General features: G+C 58.9%; 9 protein-coding genes and 2 pseudogenes. 8 read left to right on the forward strand and 3 right to left on the reverse strand.

What is annotated here, in order from left to right; translation table 11 throughout:
- Positions 1-4,378, forward strand: a pseudogene (locus ACI77D_RS28885) (LapA family giant adhesin); the annotation flags it as partial.
- 152 nt (positions 4,379-4,530) lie between these two features.
- Positions 4,531-4,869: a hypothetical protein gene (locus ACI77D_RS28890; RefSeq protein ID WP_064450089.1), complete on the forward strand. Its 339-nt coding sequence runs from the start codon at positions 4,531-4,533 to the stop codon at positions 4,867-4,869.
- Between the two features lie 142 nt (positions 4,870-5,011).
- Here the strand turns inward: ACI77D_RS28890 and lapD are convergent, their stop codons facing one another.
- Both lapD and lapG read right to left on the reverse strand, forming a co-directional pair.
- Positions 5,012-6,958, reverse strand: coding sequence for a cyclic di-GMP receptor LapD (lapD, locus tag ACI77D_RS28895; RefSeq protein ID WP_064450088.1), 1,947 nt, complete (start codon positions 6,956-6,958; stop codon positions 5,012-5,014).
- A 14-nt stretch (positions 6,959-6,972) separates the two neighbouring features.
- A complete protein-coding gene (lapG, locus tag ACI77D_RS28900) occupies positions 6,973-7,665 on the reverse strand; it encodes a cysteine protease LapG (RefSeq protein ID WP_407018044.1) in 693 nt (230 codons plus the stop codon).
- Positions 7,666-7,914: 249 nt separating this feature from the next.
- On the opposite strand from lapG, the gene ACI77D_RS28905 reads away from it, so the two are divergent.
- From ACI77D_RS28905 to ACI77D_RS28925, 5 genes are all read left to right on the forward strand, one after another.
- On the forward strand, positions 7,915-8,625 hold the full coding sequence (locus ACI77D_RS28905; RefSeq protein ID WP_221293597.1) for a GntR family transcriptional regulator: 711 nt from the start codon (positions 7,915-7,917) through the stop codon (positions 8,623-8,625).
- Positions 8,626-9,007: 382 nt separating this feature from the next.
- The gene (locus ACI77D_RS28910) at positions 9,008-9,766 is read left to right on the forward strand and encodes a DUF3050 domain-containing protein (RefSeq protein ID WP_407018045.1); all 759 of its coding nucleotides are present in this window, start codon (positions 9,008-9,010) and stop codon (positions 9,764-9,766) included.
- Positions 9,763-10,710, forward strand: coding sequence for a diiron oxygenase (locus ACI77D_RS28915; protein ID WP_407018046.1), 948 nt, complete (start codon positions 9,763-9,765; stop codon positions 10,708-10,710). The genes ACI77D_RS28910 and ACI77D_RS28915 overlap by 4 nt, the downstream gene beginning before the upstream one ends.
- Positions 10,707-14,084 (forward strand): amino acid adenylation domain-containing protein, encoded by a 3,378-nt coding sequence (locus ACI77D_RS28920; protein ID WP_407018047.1) that lies wholly within the window; start codon positions 10,707-10,709, stop codon positions 14,082-14,084. The genes ACI77D_RS28915 and ACI77D_RS28920 overlap by 4 nt, the downstream gene beginning before the upstream one ends.
- 18 nt (positions 14,085-14,102) lie before the next feature.
- Positions 14,103-14,561 carry an SRPBCC family protein gene (locus tag ACI77D_RS28925; RefSeq protein WP_221293594.1) on the forward strand — a complete coding sequence of 153 codons (459 nt, stop codon included), beginning with the start codon at positions 14,103-14,105 and terminating at the stop codon, positions 14,559-14,561.
- A 39-nt stretch (positions 14,562-14,600) separates the two neighbouring features.
- On the opposite strand, the gene ACI77D_RS28930 is transcribed toward ACI77D_RS28925, so the two are convergent.
- A complete protein-coding gene (locus ACI77D_RS28930; protein WP_064450081.1) occupies positions 14,601-16,481 on the reverse strand; it encodes a methyl-accepting chemotaxis protein in 1,881 nt (626 codons plus the stop codon).
- Positions 16,482-16,802: 321 nt separating this feature from the next.
- Between ACI77D_RS28930 and ACI77D_RS28935 the strand changes: the two are divergent.
- Positions 16,803-17,063: pseudogene (locus ACI77D_RS28935) on the forward strand (TonB-dependent siderophore receptor); the annotation flags it as partial.
- Positions 17,064-17,221 lie beyond the last annotated feature (158 nt).

Below are 17,221 nucleotides of genomic sequence, written 5' to 3' on the forward strand. Positions count from 1 at the left end.
GCCGGTGAACACCACCGTCACCGACACACCGGGCACCACCGACCTCACCAGCGTCACGCTGACCGCACCAAGCGCAGTCAACGAAGGCGGCCAGATCACCTACACCGCCACCTTGAGCAACAAGGCCGGCACCGACATGGTGGTCCAGCTCGATAACGGCGCCAGCATCACCATCAAGCAAGGTGCGACCGTAGGCACGGTGACCGTCCCTGCTCCGAGTGATGACGTGTTCATCGACAAGAGCGTCCAGACCGTCAAGATCACCGGCACTACCGGCGGTAACTTCGAGGGTGTGAGCATCACCCCAGGCGGCGCGACTACCACGATCAACGACACCATCGATGACGTGACCGTCTCGCTCAAGGCCACCGGTTCGGTCAATGAGGGCGGCCAGATCGTCTACACCGCCTCCCTGGTCGACAAGAATAGTGCAGCAGTGACCAACGTCGGTTCCGACTTGGTGGTGAAGCTGGATAACGGCTCGACCATTACCATCGGCAACGGCAAGTCCAGCAGCACCGTTACGGCTGTTGCGCCTAACGACGTGTACGTGGGTGCCAATGATGTCAGCACCAAGATCACTGGCGTAGTCAGCGGCGGCGACAAGTACGAACACCTGATCGTCGACGGCAGCACCGTGGTCACCAAAGTGACGGATGAAGTTAACAGCACCACCATCAGCATCACCGGCGACGCTTCGGTGACTGAAGGCGGCACTGCGCACTACACGCTGACCCTGAGCAACCCGGCACAAACCGATATGACCGTGACGCTCAAGTACAGCGGTACCGCCACCGACGGTTCGGACTTCAACGGCGTATACACCGTGAAGATCCCGGCCGGCTCCAGCAGCGTGCCGTTTAACATCGCCACGATCGACGACAAGATCACCGAGCCGACGGAACAGATTGTCATCACCATCGACAAGACCACCGGTGGCAACTTCGAGAGCCTGGTGATCGGCAATGGCAGCGTCAGCACCAACATCATCGACAACGATGCGCCGCCGGTTATCGACCTGGATGCCAACAATTCCAGCGGCGCCACGGGTGCCGACTATAAGACGTCGTTCACCGAAGGCGGCACTGGCGTGTCGATTGCTGACACCGATATCAAGATTACCGATCCGGACAGCACCCAACTGACCGGCGCCACCGTGGTGCTGACCAACACTCAGCAAGGCGACTCGCTGAACGTCACCAACGTCACCGGCATCACCGTGACCCCGACGACTGACCCTGCCACGGGCAAGATCACGCTGACACTGACCGGCACGGCGTCGCTGGCTGACTACATGCAGCAGATCAAGAACATCACGTTCACCAACAGCAGCCACGACCCGAGCACCACGCCGCGCGTGATTACCGTGACCGTGACCGATGGCGGCAACTACTCCAACGTCGCCACCACCACGATTAACGTCGTGGCCGTCAACGATCCGCCGGTAGCCACTGGCAGCGCCGTGACCGGCACTGAAGATACGGCGCTGGCACTGACCTGGGCCAACTTCGGCGTCACCGATGTGGACTCGCCACAAGCCAGCCTCGGCGTGAAGATCACCGACCTGCCGGTGGCCGGCAAACTGCAATACCTGGCGGCGGATGGCGCCACCTGGACCAACGTAACCGCTGGCCAAACCTTCACCAAAGCCCAGATCGACGGCGGCCAGTTGCGCTTCATGCCTAACGCCAACGAGTCCGGCACCAACGGTTATGGCGGCACCGGCATCGGCAACCAGCAGGCCGATTACGCGCAGTTCAAGTTCCAGCCGACTGATGGCAAGGACTTGGGCAATAGCGCCACGGTGAAAGTCGATATCACGCCGGTAGCTGACGCACCGACCCTGACTGTGGCCGACAACAACGTGAGCTCGATCGGCCTGATCAAGCAAAGCTGGAACAGCATCGCGGGTATCGGCACTAACGGTAACGGCGCGGCACCGGCCGACCTGAAAAACGCGATTGATAACGCCGGCACGCCGAACAGCAGCGGGGTCGTGACCAATGTCGAGTCCACCGCCAACGTCGCAGCAGGTGCAGGCTCGAAGATCTCCGGCCTGATGTACATGGAAGCCGGCAAGTCCTACACCTTCAGCGGTACCGGCGATGACAGCCTGGTGATCAACGTCGGCGGCAAAGATGTGGCCAGCGCGCAGTGGGGCACCAACAGCGGCAAGTTCACCGGCACTTTCACCCCGACGGTGAGCGGTTACTACAGCCTTGAGATCTACCACGCCAACCAGTCCGGCCCTGGCAGCTATGACGTCAACCTGTCGGTCAACGGCGGCGCGGTCCAGGACCTGAGCACCAGCGGCGTGCCGTTGTATACCGGTATCACTGACCTGACCAACGCCGGCGTGACCGTGTCCGACCTGCATGGCAGCAACGGTGACGGTTACTACGTGGGCTACAAGCTCAACGAAGGCCAGGAAAACGGCACCGTGAAGCTGTCCAAGGTCACCACCGCGCTGACCGACACTGACGGCTCCGAGACCTTGAGCGTGAAGATCGGCGGCGTACCGGCCGGTTCGGTACTGACCGATGCTTCCGGGCACACCTTCACGGCCACCAAGACCGTGGGCGAAGTCAACGTCACCGGCTGGGACCTGAGCACCCTGACGATCAAGCCGCCGACCTACTACAGCGGCCAGTTCAACCTGACCGTCACCTCGACCTCCACCGAAAGCCTCGGCGGTTCGGCCATCACCACCGCGCAATTGCCGGTCACGGTGTACCCGGCCACCTACAGCTCGGTGACGGGCACTTCGGGCAGTGACAACATCACCGGCACCGATGGCAACGACATCGTCGTGGCCGATATCGGCGGCCTGAACGTGGTGCAGGGCAAGAACTACAACATCGCGTTCATGGTGGACAGTTCCGGCAGTATGAGCACCACCTCGATCAACGCGGCGAAGGCGTCGCTGACATCGGTGTTCAATTCGCTCAAAGACAGCCTGGGCGCCAACACGTCCGGGAGTGTGAATATCTTCCTGGCGGATTTCGATACCCAGGTGAACAAGTCGGTCGCGATCAACCTCAACGATCCAAACGCTCTCGTCTTGCTCAAGGCGGTGCTGGATTCGATGGTGTCCGGCGGTGGTACCAACTATGAAGACGTATTCAAGACCACGGCCAACTTCTTCCAGAGCGGCCTGGCCACCGGCAACACCGGTGCCACCAACCTGACCTACTTCATCACCGACGGCCAGCCGACGTACTACCAAAGCGGCGAGCAGACCAACCCGACGCTGTATGGCAACGTCAAGTTCGATGATGTGGTGACCACCGCCAACTACACACCAGGCACGACGGTCGCCAAGTATCTGGACAGCACTCACTACTTCAGCATCGACTCCTCGGGCAATGCTGTACTCCAGACCCTGAGTGGCAACAGGTGGTACAGCAGCAATCTGGGCACTGTCCATGCCCAAGGTGACGGCACCTTCGAGCTGTCCAACCTTGCGGGCGCGGGCAGCAGCACCGACTCGGCGACACTGAGCAACGCCCAAAGCGCCTTTGCGCTGCTGGGTGGGCTGTCGCAAGTTGAAGCGATCGGCATCAACAGCGATGTCACCCTCAACGACCTGAAGCCGTACGACAGCGATGGCAAACCGCAAAGCAACATCGATCCGAAGGATCTGGCCAATGCCATCCTCGGCCACACCGAGGCAACATTGCCAGGCTCCGACACCATCAACGGTGGTGACGGCAATGACATCATCTTCGGCGACCTGGTGAGCTTCAGCGGGATTACCGGCGAGGGTTACAACGCACTGCAGGCCTTCGTCGCGCAGAAAACCGGTGTAGCCGTCTCGGCGGTGACCACCTCGAACGTGCATCAGTACGTGACCGAGCATTACGCAGACTTCGATGTGTCCGGCGCCAAGGACGGCAACGACACGCTGCTGGGCGGCACCGGTGATGACATCCTGTTCGGCCAGGGCGGCAATGACTACCTGGACGGCGGCAAAGGCAATGACATCCTGCTGGGCGGTACCGGTAACGACACCTTGATCGGCGGCCCGGGCAACGACATCCTGATTGGCGGTTCGGGGGCCGACACCTTCGTGTGGAAGGCCGGTGACATCGGCAACGATGTGATCAAGGACTTCAAGGCGTCGGAAGGTGACCGGATCGATCTCAAGGATCTGTTGAAAGGTGAGACGGACAGCACCATCGACAACTACCTCAAGATCACCACGGTAGAGGGCGTGTCGACCCTGCAAATCAGCAGCGAAGGCAAGCTCAACGCCGCCGGCGGCCTGGCCAACGCTGACGTGACGATCAAGCTGGAAGGCAACGATTGGTCGCACACCAGCATCAACTCGCTGATCAGTGGTGCCGACCCGACCATCAAGATCGACCACACCGCCTAAGCCTCGGTTTATCGGCCGCCCCCAGGGGCGGCCGATTTATTTGGACGACAGGTGGCTGGCCCTGGCGCAGGGTTGCATCGCATACTCGCGCCCATAAACACACCATTGACCTATGCTGGTGAACGCGTGTGGCTCATTTTCGAGGGTTTGTTATGTTTTACGTGCAACGTGATGCACAGGGTGCATTGAGTCGCGTGGAGGCCGCCGCCTTTGCCGAGTCGACCGAAACCCTGCCGGCCGATCACCATGAGATCCAGGCCTGGTACGCCAACGAAGTGGTGGAAACCAGCCTGGCGCAGCTCAAGCAGAGCGACCTGGAGATGATCCGGGTACTGGACGACTTGATACAGGTGCTGACCCGCAAGGGTGTCATCAGCGTGACGGACCTGCCGCCGGCGGCACAGGCCAAGTTGATGGACCGTACCCACGCACGGGAAGCATTGGGTGGGTTGAGCCATTTGATCGATGATGAAGAGACTGGGTTGATCTGAACCCAAGAATTTCAACGGTAAGCTTGTGTGGGAGCCGGGCTTGCCCGCGATGCAGACACCTCGGTATGTCAGTCACACCCGAGGTGATGCAATCGCAGGCAAGCCAGCTCCCACATAAGCCTGCTTGCACATTAGGTTTGGGTTACTTCCAGGGCGCAGGCTCACCAAACAGTTGACCCTGCACGCCGAAAATCCCCATCTCGCGAATCACTTTCAACTCCCCCTCGGTCTCCACACGCTCGGCGATCAACGGCAGGTCGATGCTGTGGGCAGCGCGCTGGATCGCCTCGATAAACAGGCGCTTGTCGCTTTCCTGGTCGATGGCGCGGATGTAGCTGCCGTCGATCTTCAGGTACGCCAGGCCCAGCCGTGCCAGGTTGCCGATCATGCTGAACCGCCCACCAAAACGCTGCAGGCTCAGGGAGAATCCCAGCTCGCGCAGGCGCTGGGTCAACTGCTCCAGCAAGGCCTGTTCCGGCAATTGTTCTTCGCCGATTTCCAGGGTCAGGCGTGGGCCCAGGTTGCTGTGCTGGCGTAACAGTTCAAAAATCCGATTCAGCGCCTGAGCGTCCTGCAGGGTTGCGGCCGAGAGGTTCAGCGCCAGGCTGTGAGTGTGACTGGCCATCTGCTTGAGCACTTGCTCCAGCATCAGGCGGTCCAGGCGTGCGGTCCAGCCGAAACGTTCAAGCCACGGCAGGAAACGCCCGGCCGGGATCGTGTGGCCGTCTTCATCCTGCAAGCGCGACAGCACTTTGTAGTGCAAGACCAATTGCGGGTCCTGGCTGGCGACAACCGGTTGGAAGTACAGCTGGAAACGCTGCTGGGTCAGGGCCTGGTCCAACAATGTGTGCCAGGCATGGTGGTCGTCACCCACGCTGGCGGCGGCGCTGTGGTCGAGGCACACCCAACTGGTGTCGCCCTGCCCTTCGGCCTGGGCCAGGGCCTGGTCAGCCAGGGTCAACAAGGCCTGCGGTGAATCGCCATGGCTAAACGGCGCCAGGCCGATGTAGGCGACCGGCGTGACATCACTGGCGGCGGTCGCTTGAAGGCTGAGCAAGGTGCTTTCAAGGTTCTGCGCCAACTGCAGTGCTTCTTCACGCATCAGCCCCGGCGCCAGCACCGCGAACTCACCGCCACGGATACGGGTGACGAGGTTGTGGGTTTCCGGATAAGGCTCGCATTGGCGCAGCAGTTGTTCGCCGACCGCTTGCAGCAACTGGTCGGTGCGCTGGCCACCCAGGCGCTGGTTGAGACCGGCCAGGTCCTTGACCCGCAATAGCAGCAGATAGCCGGAGTTAGTCTCTTCCGGGTTGCTGACGCGCGCGTTGAGCTGCATCTCGAAATAACGACGGTTGGCGAGGCCGGTGAGGTTGTCCTGATAGGATTCGATGCGCAGTTTTTCGCTGCGCTCCGCTTGTTCCTGGAACAACGCCTTGAGCTTTTCTACCATCTGGTTCATGGCCTGCACCACGCGCCGCAGTTCCGGCGTGCGTGGCAGGTCAGGCAAGCTGAGGAACTCGCGACGAGCGATGGCGTGGGACTGCTTGACCATGTAGTCCAACGGCTTCAACTGCCGACGCAGCAACAACGCGCCAAGCACCGCACTCACCGCACCGCACAACAGCAACCAGCCAAGGCTGCCCAAGGCGCTTTGCCAGAGTTTGGCCAGGGCGAACATCGGGTGGCTGACCACCTCCACACGCGCCGCCTGTTCCCAGCCGCGGCTGACCAGCGCATCACCACCGGCCGGCTCCAGACCGATGAGTTTGACGAACCAGTTGGGCACGCCGTTGTTGTCAGGAATACCGCTGCGTTCGACGATGGTTTTATCCGTGGCCAAATCCACTACGCGGATGCTGGCGTAATAGCCGCTGTCGAAGATCGAGCTGACCAGCAATTCCACCATGGCCGGGTCGTCGATATTCGGTGTCAGCGACAGCGCCAACGCGGTCGCCGCGTCCTGTGCATGGGAGCGCAGTTGGTTGACGTATTGGGTGCGCGAGCTTTCGAGGCTGACCATGAAGCTGCCGCTGAAGGCGACCACCAGGAACAGACAGATTGCGATCAATAGTTGTTTGAACAGAGACATCCGATCAGTTACTCCTAGTTGGCAGGCTCGGCCGGGAAGCCTTCCGCACGCATTTTTCTCAACACATCCTGCCAGCGCGACAAGCGTTTGGTGTCACCGACTTTCTTGTTGCCCTTGGCGCCAGGCAAGTACAAGCCCTCGGCGTTGAATGAGTACACCGGGACCAAGTCGGTACGGCGGGTCGCCGGCAGAATCTCGTCCATCAGGCTGTCGAGCACCAGCGGGATGGCTTCGGGCGTCGGATAATACGTCAGCACCATGTGCGCGCGATTCTGACGCAAGGCCTTGACGTAAGTAATGCGCAATTTGTCGCTGGAGACGCTCAGGTGACGCAGGCTGAAATACTTGGCGATTGCGTAGTCCTCACAATCTCCGGCACCTTTCCACAGCGCTTCGATGGGGGTCTCCCAATAGTCGACCACGTGCCACAGGTCGATGTCTTCCACATAAGTCATTTGCTTGTTGAAGAACAGGTTCACGACCTTGAGCTGCTCCTGTTCGTCGACCTTCTTTTCGGTCGCCAGCAGCCGCTGCCAGGCGTCGATACGCTGCTGGCCCTCCCCCAGCGGCCCGTACAAAGCGGTGGCGTTGCGGCTGATCTGAGAGAAATCCCAATCGGCATGCAGCCCGCCGGGCATCAAGCCAGCCAACAAAATCGCTGAAAGTAGCCAGCTTAGAATTCGAGAGGGAATAAAACTTACCGCCAAGGCGTTCAGTCCGTGAAGAGAGACGGAATTTCAGGGATGGTGAAGCTTCAACCACCAAAAAACAATGGCACAGTGCAATCATTGATAAGCGGTCCGAATTTATAAACGCCCCTTGTGGGATGCTCAAAGTAGACCCCGTAAGCCCTTACAAACTGAAACCCTGGCTGTTTGACAAGTGTGTGACCCATCTTTAGTGTGCATTGGATCCAATTAAACACACTTTATTCAAGCAAGGAGGATAGCGTAACCGTGACGCAGAAGCCGAACCCTTTGAGCAGCATCAAAACCAGCGGGCCTATCCCAGCCCATCTTGCTCGCGCCGTTATTGAAGAAACGTTGCGCAATGCCATTCTCGATGGCCGCTTGCCCTGTGGTACCGCGATGCGCCAGCAGGAACTGGCCAGCCTGTTCGGCGTCAGCCGCATGCCCGTGCGCGAAGCCTTGCGCCAATTGGAAGCCCAATCCTTACTGCATGTGGTGACCCACAAAGGCGCCGTGGTTGCACCGTTGATCGAAGATAATTCGGCCGAGACCTACGCACTGCGCATGCTGCTGGAATCCGAAGCGCTGCGCTTATCGATTCCGCTGCTCACCGACGCGGACATTGCGCAAGCCGACGCCTGCATCAATGCACTGGAACGCGAGAAGGACTATACCGAGATTGGCCGGCTCAATCGCCTGTTCCACATGGCGCTGTATGGCAAGGCGCCCAACCAGCGGTTGCTCAAATTGGTTGAGCACGGTCTGAATGAGGAGGAACGCTTCCTGCGCTTCAACCTCGAGGCGATGGGGCTGGGCGAGACGTCTCAGGAAGACCACCGGGAACTGTTGAGCCTGGTGGCGCAGAAGAAAGTCGACGAAAGTATTCTGACGCTACGCAATCACCTGACGCGAGGGATGGAGGTGATCTCCACTTATCTCAATAGTCTTGAAGCCAACGAAAAGACTAGCGCGCAGTAAACTTCTAAAGCGCTGCGCCTACACCTTACCTATACAGTGCGGGGCTCCCCTCCCATCATGGAGCCTTCGCACAGTCATACGCCAGATCCAACAATTCGATTTAAATAAGCCCGTTTATTCCAAGGAAATATCCGACAACTAATCAAGCAGCTCACTCACAACAAACCATTTTCCGAAAAACCATCTAATACTTTTACAAGCTCATCAAAACGTTTAATCAGATTATTATCCGCCCTCAATAAAACACACACCTCATACGGCAGCGCAGACCGATCCTCGGCCAGCGCCGCGCGCATGATGGGCTAAACGTCATCTTTTCATATTGAATTAAACACCTCACCACTGTTTCCAGAACAGTCGCAACAACTTATAGGCGTCAACCATGCATCAACACTTACTTGAACAAAAAAAACTGCAGTTGTGCAGCCATCCGTTATTTACAGAAATAACTTCACTTAACAAGTTACAACTTTTCATGGAACACCATGTGTTTGCCGTTTGGGACTTCATGACACTGACCAAACGCCTGCAGCAAGATCTGACCTGCACGCAATTGCCCTGGCTCCCACCGGCGGACCCACTCGCCGCACGCCTCATTAATGAAATCGTGCTCGGCGAAGAATCGGACGAACACCCAACGCGAGGCGCTTGCAGCCACTTTGAACTGTATCTGGAAGCCATGGACGAGGCAGGCGCCGATACCACCACTGTCCGGCGCTTCATTGAGCTGCAGCATCAGGGCGTCGAAGCAAGCACGGCCCTGCAGCTGATCAATGTGCTGCCAGGCGTGGCCCGCTTCGTCGACAGCACGTTACAGATCGCGCTGAACGCACCGACCCACTGCGTGGCAGCGGCCTTCTTGCATGGCCGCGAGAGTGTCATACCGTCGATGTTCGAACGCATTCTGCATGGCAACGCATTGATTGAACGCCAGGCGCCGACCTTGTGCCACTACCTCAGCCGTCACATCGCATTGGACTCCCAGGAACATGGGCCGGGGGCAGAGCATTTGCTCCAACGCCTGATCGGCGCTGACTCGGCGCGCCAACGCCAGGCAGATGACTTCGCCCTCGCCGCCGTGGAAAGCCGACTCAGCTTGTGGGACGACGTAAGTGCCGCGCTGCAAGAGGTGCAAGCATGATTGCCGCCGACTACCGCTCCTTTGCCGAAGACTGGGAACGCCGGGCAACCATCCGCACCCGCCCTCGGCGCTTGCTCGAAAACGATGACAGATTGATCTACCCCTTGTGCCGCCAGCCGCTGGTACTCACTGCGACCTTCCTCGAACACTGCCCGCAGTGGCGCGATTTCGTGCTGGTGCAAAGCTTCTACAAATTCATCAATGATGTGGTGATTTTCGAAACCGAAATCGTCGACAAGACCGCCCGTAGTATCGCCAAGAATCGCTTCTCGCTGCCCTTTCCTCTCGCCTGTCGGGTGGATGCGATGACCGTCGTGGTGGATGAGGATTACCACGCGCTGGTCGCATTGGATTTCCTGCAACAGACCGTGGAAATGACCGGCATACAACCGCTCGAACTACCCGGGCAAATCGAACTGAGCCGTGCCCTGCCGGCAGCGCGGGCGCTGGCAGCACCACACCTGCGCGATGCCGTGGAGTTGATTTGCGTAGCCATCGCCGAGAACACCGTCACCCATGCGGTAGCGGCGTTTTCCAAGGACGACAGTGTCAAGCCATCCATCCGTGGCCTGATGGCCGATCACTTGTTTGACGAAGGGCGCCATGCACAGTTCTGGACGCAATTGGTGCGTATCTACTGGCAGGCGGCAAGCCCGAGCGATCGCGACAGCATCGCCGAAATCCTGCCAATTTTTTTGGCGCATTACCTGACCAACGATCTGCAAAAAAGCTTCGATCTACACCTGATCGAACACCTGGACGTCAGCGCCAATACCCGACAGACCCTGCGGGCCGAAGTCGCAGCGCTGGACTTTCCCATCACCCGCCAGCACCCCCTGCTTGGCAACATCATGGGGTTCCTGCACCAGAGCGGCGTGCTGAACACACCCAGCGTCGCGCGTGCCCTGAGCGACTACCTCCCCGACACGCGGAGGCCGGCATGAGGCGCTTGACGATTGGATGGAGCGGCACGAGCGAGGCTTTGGAGGCAGTCAGGCAAACGCTCGAGCAATACGGGCATGTCAGCGCAACAGAAGCCCTTGATGTGCTCATTGAGGACGGCAGCCAACCACCGTCCACACGTTCCGACAAAGCCCAGTGGATAAGCCTGCGCGTGGGTATCGGCCCAGAGTCCGACTACGGGCTTCCCTCTGTGCAGTTGCGTTGCTATGGCCATGACCAGCGCTTGCTGGCGGTGCAGGACGTTGCCGAGGAGCCCAGCGGCAACGGCCAACGTTTGCGCCGACAGGCGACGAACGCACTGGTCGAGTGCGTCGCCTTGCTGGTCAGCGGCTTCTCGAGGGACCCAGAGTTCTTCACGGCAGTAACCACGGCCAACACGTGGCCCGAGTACGGTTTGAAAGGGCTGGATGCACTGGCATTTATGCATCGATTCAATCGCACTGCGCAGCCGGCGCTATTGCAGGCGGCCCAGGTGCCGATAATCGAACGGCTACAGATCAGTCTCCATACCTTCGCAGAACGGACGGCGCTGAACATCGAGGGCGCCTTGCTGACTTACCGTCAATTACAAGAGCGGGCCCTGTCGATCCAGCAACGCATGCGGCCGCTGTTGGAGGGCATTGAGTCGCCCCCGGTGATCGGCGTGTGCCTGGAAAAATCTGTCGAGCTGTACGCCAGTATTCTCGCGGTGTTGGGCTGCGGCGCGGTCTACCTGCCCCTGGCGCCGGAGCATCCGTCACAGCGCCATCAAGCGATGCTGCAAAGCGCCAGGACCAAGGTGTTGCTCGATGATGGCCAACACCCTCTGCGCGACTATTTCGTTACCCTGAATGTCTGCACTGTCGACATGGCCCTGGCCGACACTACGCAGCCCTTGATGCACCATCGCCCCTGCATCGAAGCTCCCTGCATCGCGCTTTTCACCTCGGGCACCACTGGCCAACCGAAGGGCGTACTGCTGAGTCAACGCAACCTTGCGCATTTCACGGCCTGGTTCGGTACCTGCCTGGCGCTGGACGAACAGAGCCGTGTACTGCAATTGTCGCCGCTGAGTTTCGACTCATCGCTGATCGATATTTTCCCTGCCTTGATAGCCGGTGCCGAGTTGATCGTTCCAAGCGAAGCCCAGCGGCGCGATCCTCGTCAGTTGGTTGAGCTGATTCGCCACCAGCGCATCAGCCATGCTTTTCTGCCGCCCGCGCTACTCAGCATTCTGCCGTTGGATCAGCCTTTGGGCCTTAGCCATCTGTTGACCGGTGGTGATGCCTGCGAGCCGCATGTGATCGAACGATTGGCGAGCCAGTACCCCTTGCACAATTTCTACGGCCCTACCGAGACTACGGTGCTGGTCACCCACCGGACGTTTCAGCCCGGTGACAGCAATCGCAACCTGGGCCGCCCCATCGCGAACAGCCAAGTGTTGATCCTCGACGACAAGCTGCAACCGGTGGATGAACAGGTGACGGGCGATCTATACATCGTCGGCCCTGGCGTAAGCCTGGGGTATGTGAATGCGCCGCCGCAGGTCGACGACCCGTTCATGGTGTTGACACTGCCTGATGGCCGGACGCTGCAGGCCTACCGCAGCGGTGACTTGGCGAAATGGACGCCGGACGGTATCGAGCTGGGCGGCCGGCGGGATGACCAAGTGAAGATCCGTGGCTTTCGGGTCGAGCCCCAAGAGATCGAGCAGTGCCTGCGCGCCAGTCGATTATTCCGCCAAGTGGCTGTGGTGATCGATGGTGATCGCAGGATTTTCTGCGTTGTCGCCCAGCCCGAACCGGACGCCACGGTGGCTGGCCTGAAGCGATATGCACAGCAGTGGCTGCCGGATTATATGCACCCGGCAGTGTGGACCGAGTTGCCAACGATGCCGCGCACCAGCCATGGCAAGATCGACCGCGTGGCGTTGCTGGCGATGCCGAAGCACGCTACCCACCACGTCGCCAGACGCCCAGCGCAAACACCTCTCCAAACGCGGCTGGTGGCGCTGTGGAGCGAATTGCTGGACGTGCCCGGCGATGACTTCTCGATTGATGACAGCTTTTTCAACCTCGGCGGTCATTCCATCCTGCTGTCGACCCTGCTGCTGCGTTTGCGCGAAGCGTTTGGCCGCAGCCTCTCATTGAGCCGTTTCTTTGAAACTCCGACGATTCGTACGCTCACCGTGCTGATGGAGGACGGCGCGCTACCTGAAGTACCGTCAGGCCAGGCGGAGCAGGATGCATCGCAGGCGCTGAATATAGAAATGCTGCACGAAGACCGCACTGGCGATCCGCGCAAGGTGATCGTCACAGGCGCCAACAGTTTTGTCGGCGTGCATCTCGTCGAAGCGTTATTGGCAGGGGGTGTACTGGAGGTGGCGTGTCTGGTGCGTGAACAGCCGGGCCACTGCGCCACGGCGCGGTTTACCCAGGCATTACGCGAGTATCGCCTGGAGCATTTGGACCTGAGCCGGGTGCAGGTATACGCCGCCGATATCAGCCTGCCTCGTCTGGGCCTGGCCTGCGATGTGTATGAGCGACTCGCCCACAGCCATGGGGCATTGGTGCACAACGCAGCGCGGGTCAATCATGTGATGGATTACGCCTCACTGGCCAGTGACAACGTCGATTCGGTGCTGGAGTGCCTGCGACTGTGTGAAACCCACTGCAAAAAGGTTTTCAATTTCATCTCGACGCTGTCGGCGTGCAGCAGCATCGACGCCCGCGGGTACATCCTCGAAACACCGGCGGTGGCCACGTTGCCGCTCTACCTCAAGAATGGCTACAACCTGTCCAAATGGGTCGCCGAGCGGCTGTTAGGGCGTGCGATCGAGCAAGGTGCCTGGGTGAATATTTATCGACCGGGCAACATCGCCTTCAACAGCCGCAGCGGTGTCTGCCAGCCGCAAAACAACCGCCTGATGCTGATGCTCAAAGGGTCACTGCAGTTGGGTATGGCGCCACGCCTGAACGTGAACTTCGACCTCATGCCGGTGGATTTCTTTGCCCGTTTTGTCGCGTTCCACTGCGGCCAATATGCTGTCGGGCGAAACGTATTCAACCTGCATAACCCGCAACCGTTGAGCTGGGATCACTACCTTGATGCATTCAGCCGGGCGGGCCATCACTTCGAACGAGTGAGCGTTGCACATTGGCAAAGAAAGCTACAGACGGTGGGTCGCGATAACGCGCTGTTTGGTGTGCTGGGTTTCTACCTGGATGACCTTGCCGAAGACATCAGTGACATCTCGATGATTTGTCACGACAACGCCCGCCAAGGTGTTGAATCCATGGGCGAGCAATACCCGCAAAAGGAACCGGCGCTGTTGCGCAGGGGCTGCGACCACCTCAGGGCCATCGGATTTCTCTGACCGTTTCAGGACACCCTTATGAAACTGCTGCAACCCGATACATTGATCCGCAACCCGAATGGCTCCGCCTTGGAGGCGTCTATCGACGTCGCGTGCGAAGCCGCTCGCCTGTGGAGTGTGGTAGGCAACTTTGCGGAATTTGATGCCTTCATTCCCGCCCTCTCGCACATCGAAATGACGGGCACAGGTGTAGGCGCCTTGCGCACGAAATTTTTCCACGATGGCCATTGTGTCGTCGAGCAGCTCAATAGCCGAAACGACGACGCGATGTACATGACGTGGACCACTCTCTACAACACGTTGGGTGTCGCCCGACTGTGGGCCGCAATGAGCGTGCAAGTGCTCGGTGCAGGATACTCCAGGGCGACCTGGACCCTGATTGGCGAACCGGTCGATACACCGCAGGCGGAGTTTGAACTGTTTGTGCAGGCCTTCGCCGACAGCGCCCTGGAGAATGTGCGGAAGATGCTTGGCTGATGAGCAGGAGCGAAAGCCTTCGCCCCTGCATAAGGTGGGTCAGATCTTGAAGCTGTCGACCAGTTGCTTCAGTCGGCTGGCCTGCTGGGACAGCGCATCGCAATCCTTGAGCGTTTCGTTGAGGTTTGCCACGCCCTGCTGATTCAGCAGGTTGATCTGGTTGATGTCGACGTTGAGGGTTTCAACCACCGCCGTCTGCTCCTCGGTGGCGGCAGCAACCGATTGGTTCATGCCATCGATCTCGACGATTCGCTGCGTCACGCTGACCAGGCGCGCACCGGCCTGGTTGGCCACTTCAACGCTTTCTTCGCTGGAGGTCTGGCTGGCGTTCATGGTGGTCACCGCTTCACGCGAACCCACTTGCAGCGAAGTGATCATTTTATGGATCTCTTCCGCAGACTCCTGAGTACGGTGAGCCAGGTTACGCACTTCATCCGCAACCACCGCAAACCCACGCCCGGCTTCCCCAGCACGGGCAGCTTCGATCGCGGCATTGAGCGCCAACAAGTTGGTTTGCTGGGAGATGCCTTTGATCACATCGAGAATATGACCAATGTTGTCGGTGCTGGCGTTCAGGGTTTCGATCTGAGTGCAGGACAGGCTGATCTTTTGCGACAGTTCCGACATCGCCAGGATGGTTTTCTCTACGACCTTACGACCGTCGTCTGCCTGCTCACTGGCACCACTGGCGTGCTGCGAAGCATCGGCCGCGTTGCGCGCAATTTCCTGGGTGGCGGCGCCTAGCTCGTTAATCGCCGCTGCCACGCTGTTGGTACGCGCGCTTTGTTCGTCAGAGCCGATGATCGACGCGTTGGAAGACGCCATGACACGCTGGGACAGATCGTGTACCTGACGTGTTGCCGAAGAGACTTCGGAAATAGAGGCATGGATACGCTCGACGAACTGGTTGAAGGCACTGCCAACCTCGCCAAACTCATCCTTACTGGTCACGTCCAGGCGACGGGTCAAATCGCCTTCGCCCTGGGCAATATCCTGCATGGCAGTACCCATGGTGGTCAGCGGACGCAGCAGTACTTGAATCAGCAGGCTCAACAGCACGGCAATCGCTACGACCGCAATCAACATGGCAATCAACGCTGAAGTACGGAACTTACCCAGTGGCGCGTAGGCTTTGTCCTTGTCGATCGAGAGACCGATGTACCAGTCCGCACCCGGCAAACCGCTGATCGGAGTGAACGAAAGAATGCGGTCCTGGCCGTTCAGGACGACATCCTGGCTGACCTTCTCGATACGAAGACTTGTACCTGGGTAGATGTCCTTGAGGTTTTTCATGACCTGGTCCTGGTCAGGACTGACGATCACCTGGCCATCGGCGCTGACCAGAAACGCATGGCCGATACCGCCGAAGTCTACCGAGTTGATGATCTTCACCAGGGTTTGCAAGCTCAGGTCACCGCCGACCACGCCCAGCAGTTCACCGTTCTTCTTGACTGGCAGAGCGATGGTTACGATCTGCCCACCCACCGCAGCCATGTAAGGCGGGGTGAGCATGGTTTTATCGGCGGCCACTGCTTGCTTGTACCAGGGACGCTGACGTGGGTCGTAACCGTCGGGCATCTTCGCGTCAGGGCGCTGGGTGAACACACCGTTGGTTTGACCGACATAGGTGAACTGGAAGTTTGAGGTGAACGCCGGCTGGTCGACCAGCCCTGGAAGGTCGGCACCACTCCCCTGATGGGCAACGTTTTGCGCCAGGCTTTCGAGGACCAGGATGCGCCCGCTGAGCCAGTTCTGCACGCTGCTGGCCGTAAGCTCGCCTGATTGCTGGATAGACGACTCGAGGTTTTGCTTGATGGTGCTGCGCTGCAGGTAGTCGTTGTAGAGCGTGAATAACGCGAAGGCCAGAACCACGACGCCTGACGCGGCCAACAGAATTTTATGACTGAACTTAAGATTCATTTCATCGACTTCTTTTGCCAAAGGGGGGTGAGCGTGCCGAGTGGAACATTCCATGTAACGGGATAGGCAGACTCTCGGGTCGCTCTATTTCGGTGCACGCATGGCTCATCAGGCTTTCGGCCAAGACAGCATAAATCTTAGAAATTTGTGAGATCCATCGTTACTTTGAGTAGGAAACCGACCGGCGGTAGAGGTGAATAGTTAGGCAGGACAAAAATCAGCGATATACATCTGACCCGCTTCCGTCAACGGCTTTAGCAAAATAGCGTCTATTTGAAAGACCTGATGGAAACGGATAAATCGGGGTTTCGTCGCGCTGTAGGTGCCCTGGACGGCTTGCGACTTCGCGGTGGGATGCGATACGTAGGGTATATGGGCAGATGCAGGGAACGCGATGAAGGTGCCGACCTACAGCTTGTCTGACGCTTCAGGAGGGTACGATGCAGGTAAGGTGGAGTTGAAAGGTGTGGATGTTCGACTGACCTCACCAACGAGACCTATATGGCATCCGGTGCCAACCTGAACGTCTGCTATCTGGGTGAGGAGCGTAATGTCAGCGCGACGGCAAGCGACCAGTTCTGATCCGTTATTGTTTCCAGGCAACCGTCGCCTGATTTCAGGTGTCGGCTGTTTTGTTAGCGTCGTTGAGCTGCCCTCTTAATACCGATCAGTAGCCAGCAGCAAGAGCGGGTCAATTATCAAACCTCTAAACGACAAAACCCCTGTCTGTATTAGCAGAC

The organism is Pseudomonas sp. O39 (genome assembly GCF_045447295.1).
Taxonomy (GTDB): domain Bacteria; phylum Pseudomonadota; class Gammaproteobacteria; order Pseudomonadales; family Pseudomonadaceae; genus Aquipseudomonas; species Aquipseudomonas antarctica_A.

Excerpts from the sequence above, each read along its gene's own strand:
- ACI77D_RS28890 (WP_064450089.1), top strand. The coding sequence starts at position 4,531 with ATGTTTTACGTGCAACGTGATGCACAGGGTGCATTGAGTCGCGTGGAG.
- lapD (WP_064450088.1), bottom strand. The coding sequence starts at position 6,958 with ATGTCTCTGTTCAAACAACTATTGATCGCAATCTGTCTGTTCCTGGTG.
- ACI77D_RS28910 (WP_407018045.1), top strand. The coding sequence starts at position 9,008 with ATGCATCAACACTTACTTGAACAAAAAAAACTGCAGTTGTGCAGCCAT.
- ACI77D_RS28915 (WP_407018046.1), top strand. The coding sequence starts at position 9,763 with ATGATTGCCGCCGACTACCGCTCCTTTGCCGAAGACTGGGAACGCCGG.
- ACI77D_RS28920 (WP_407018047.1), top strand. The coding sequence starts at position 10,707 with ATGAGGCGCTTGACGATTGGATGGAGCGGCACGAGCGAGGCTTTGGAG.
- ACI77D_RS28925 (WP_221293594.1), top strand. The coding sequence starts at position 14,103 with ATGAAACTGCTGCAACCCGATACATTGATCCGCAACCCGAATGGCTCC.
- ACI77D_RS28930 (WP_064450081.1), bottom strand. The coding sequence starts at position 16,481 with ATGAATCTTAAGTTCAGTCATAAAATTCTGTTGGCCGCGTCAGGCGTC.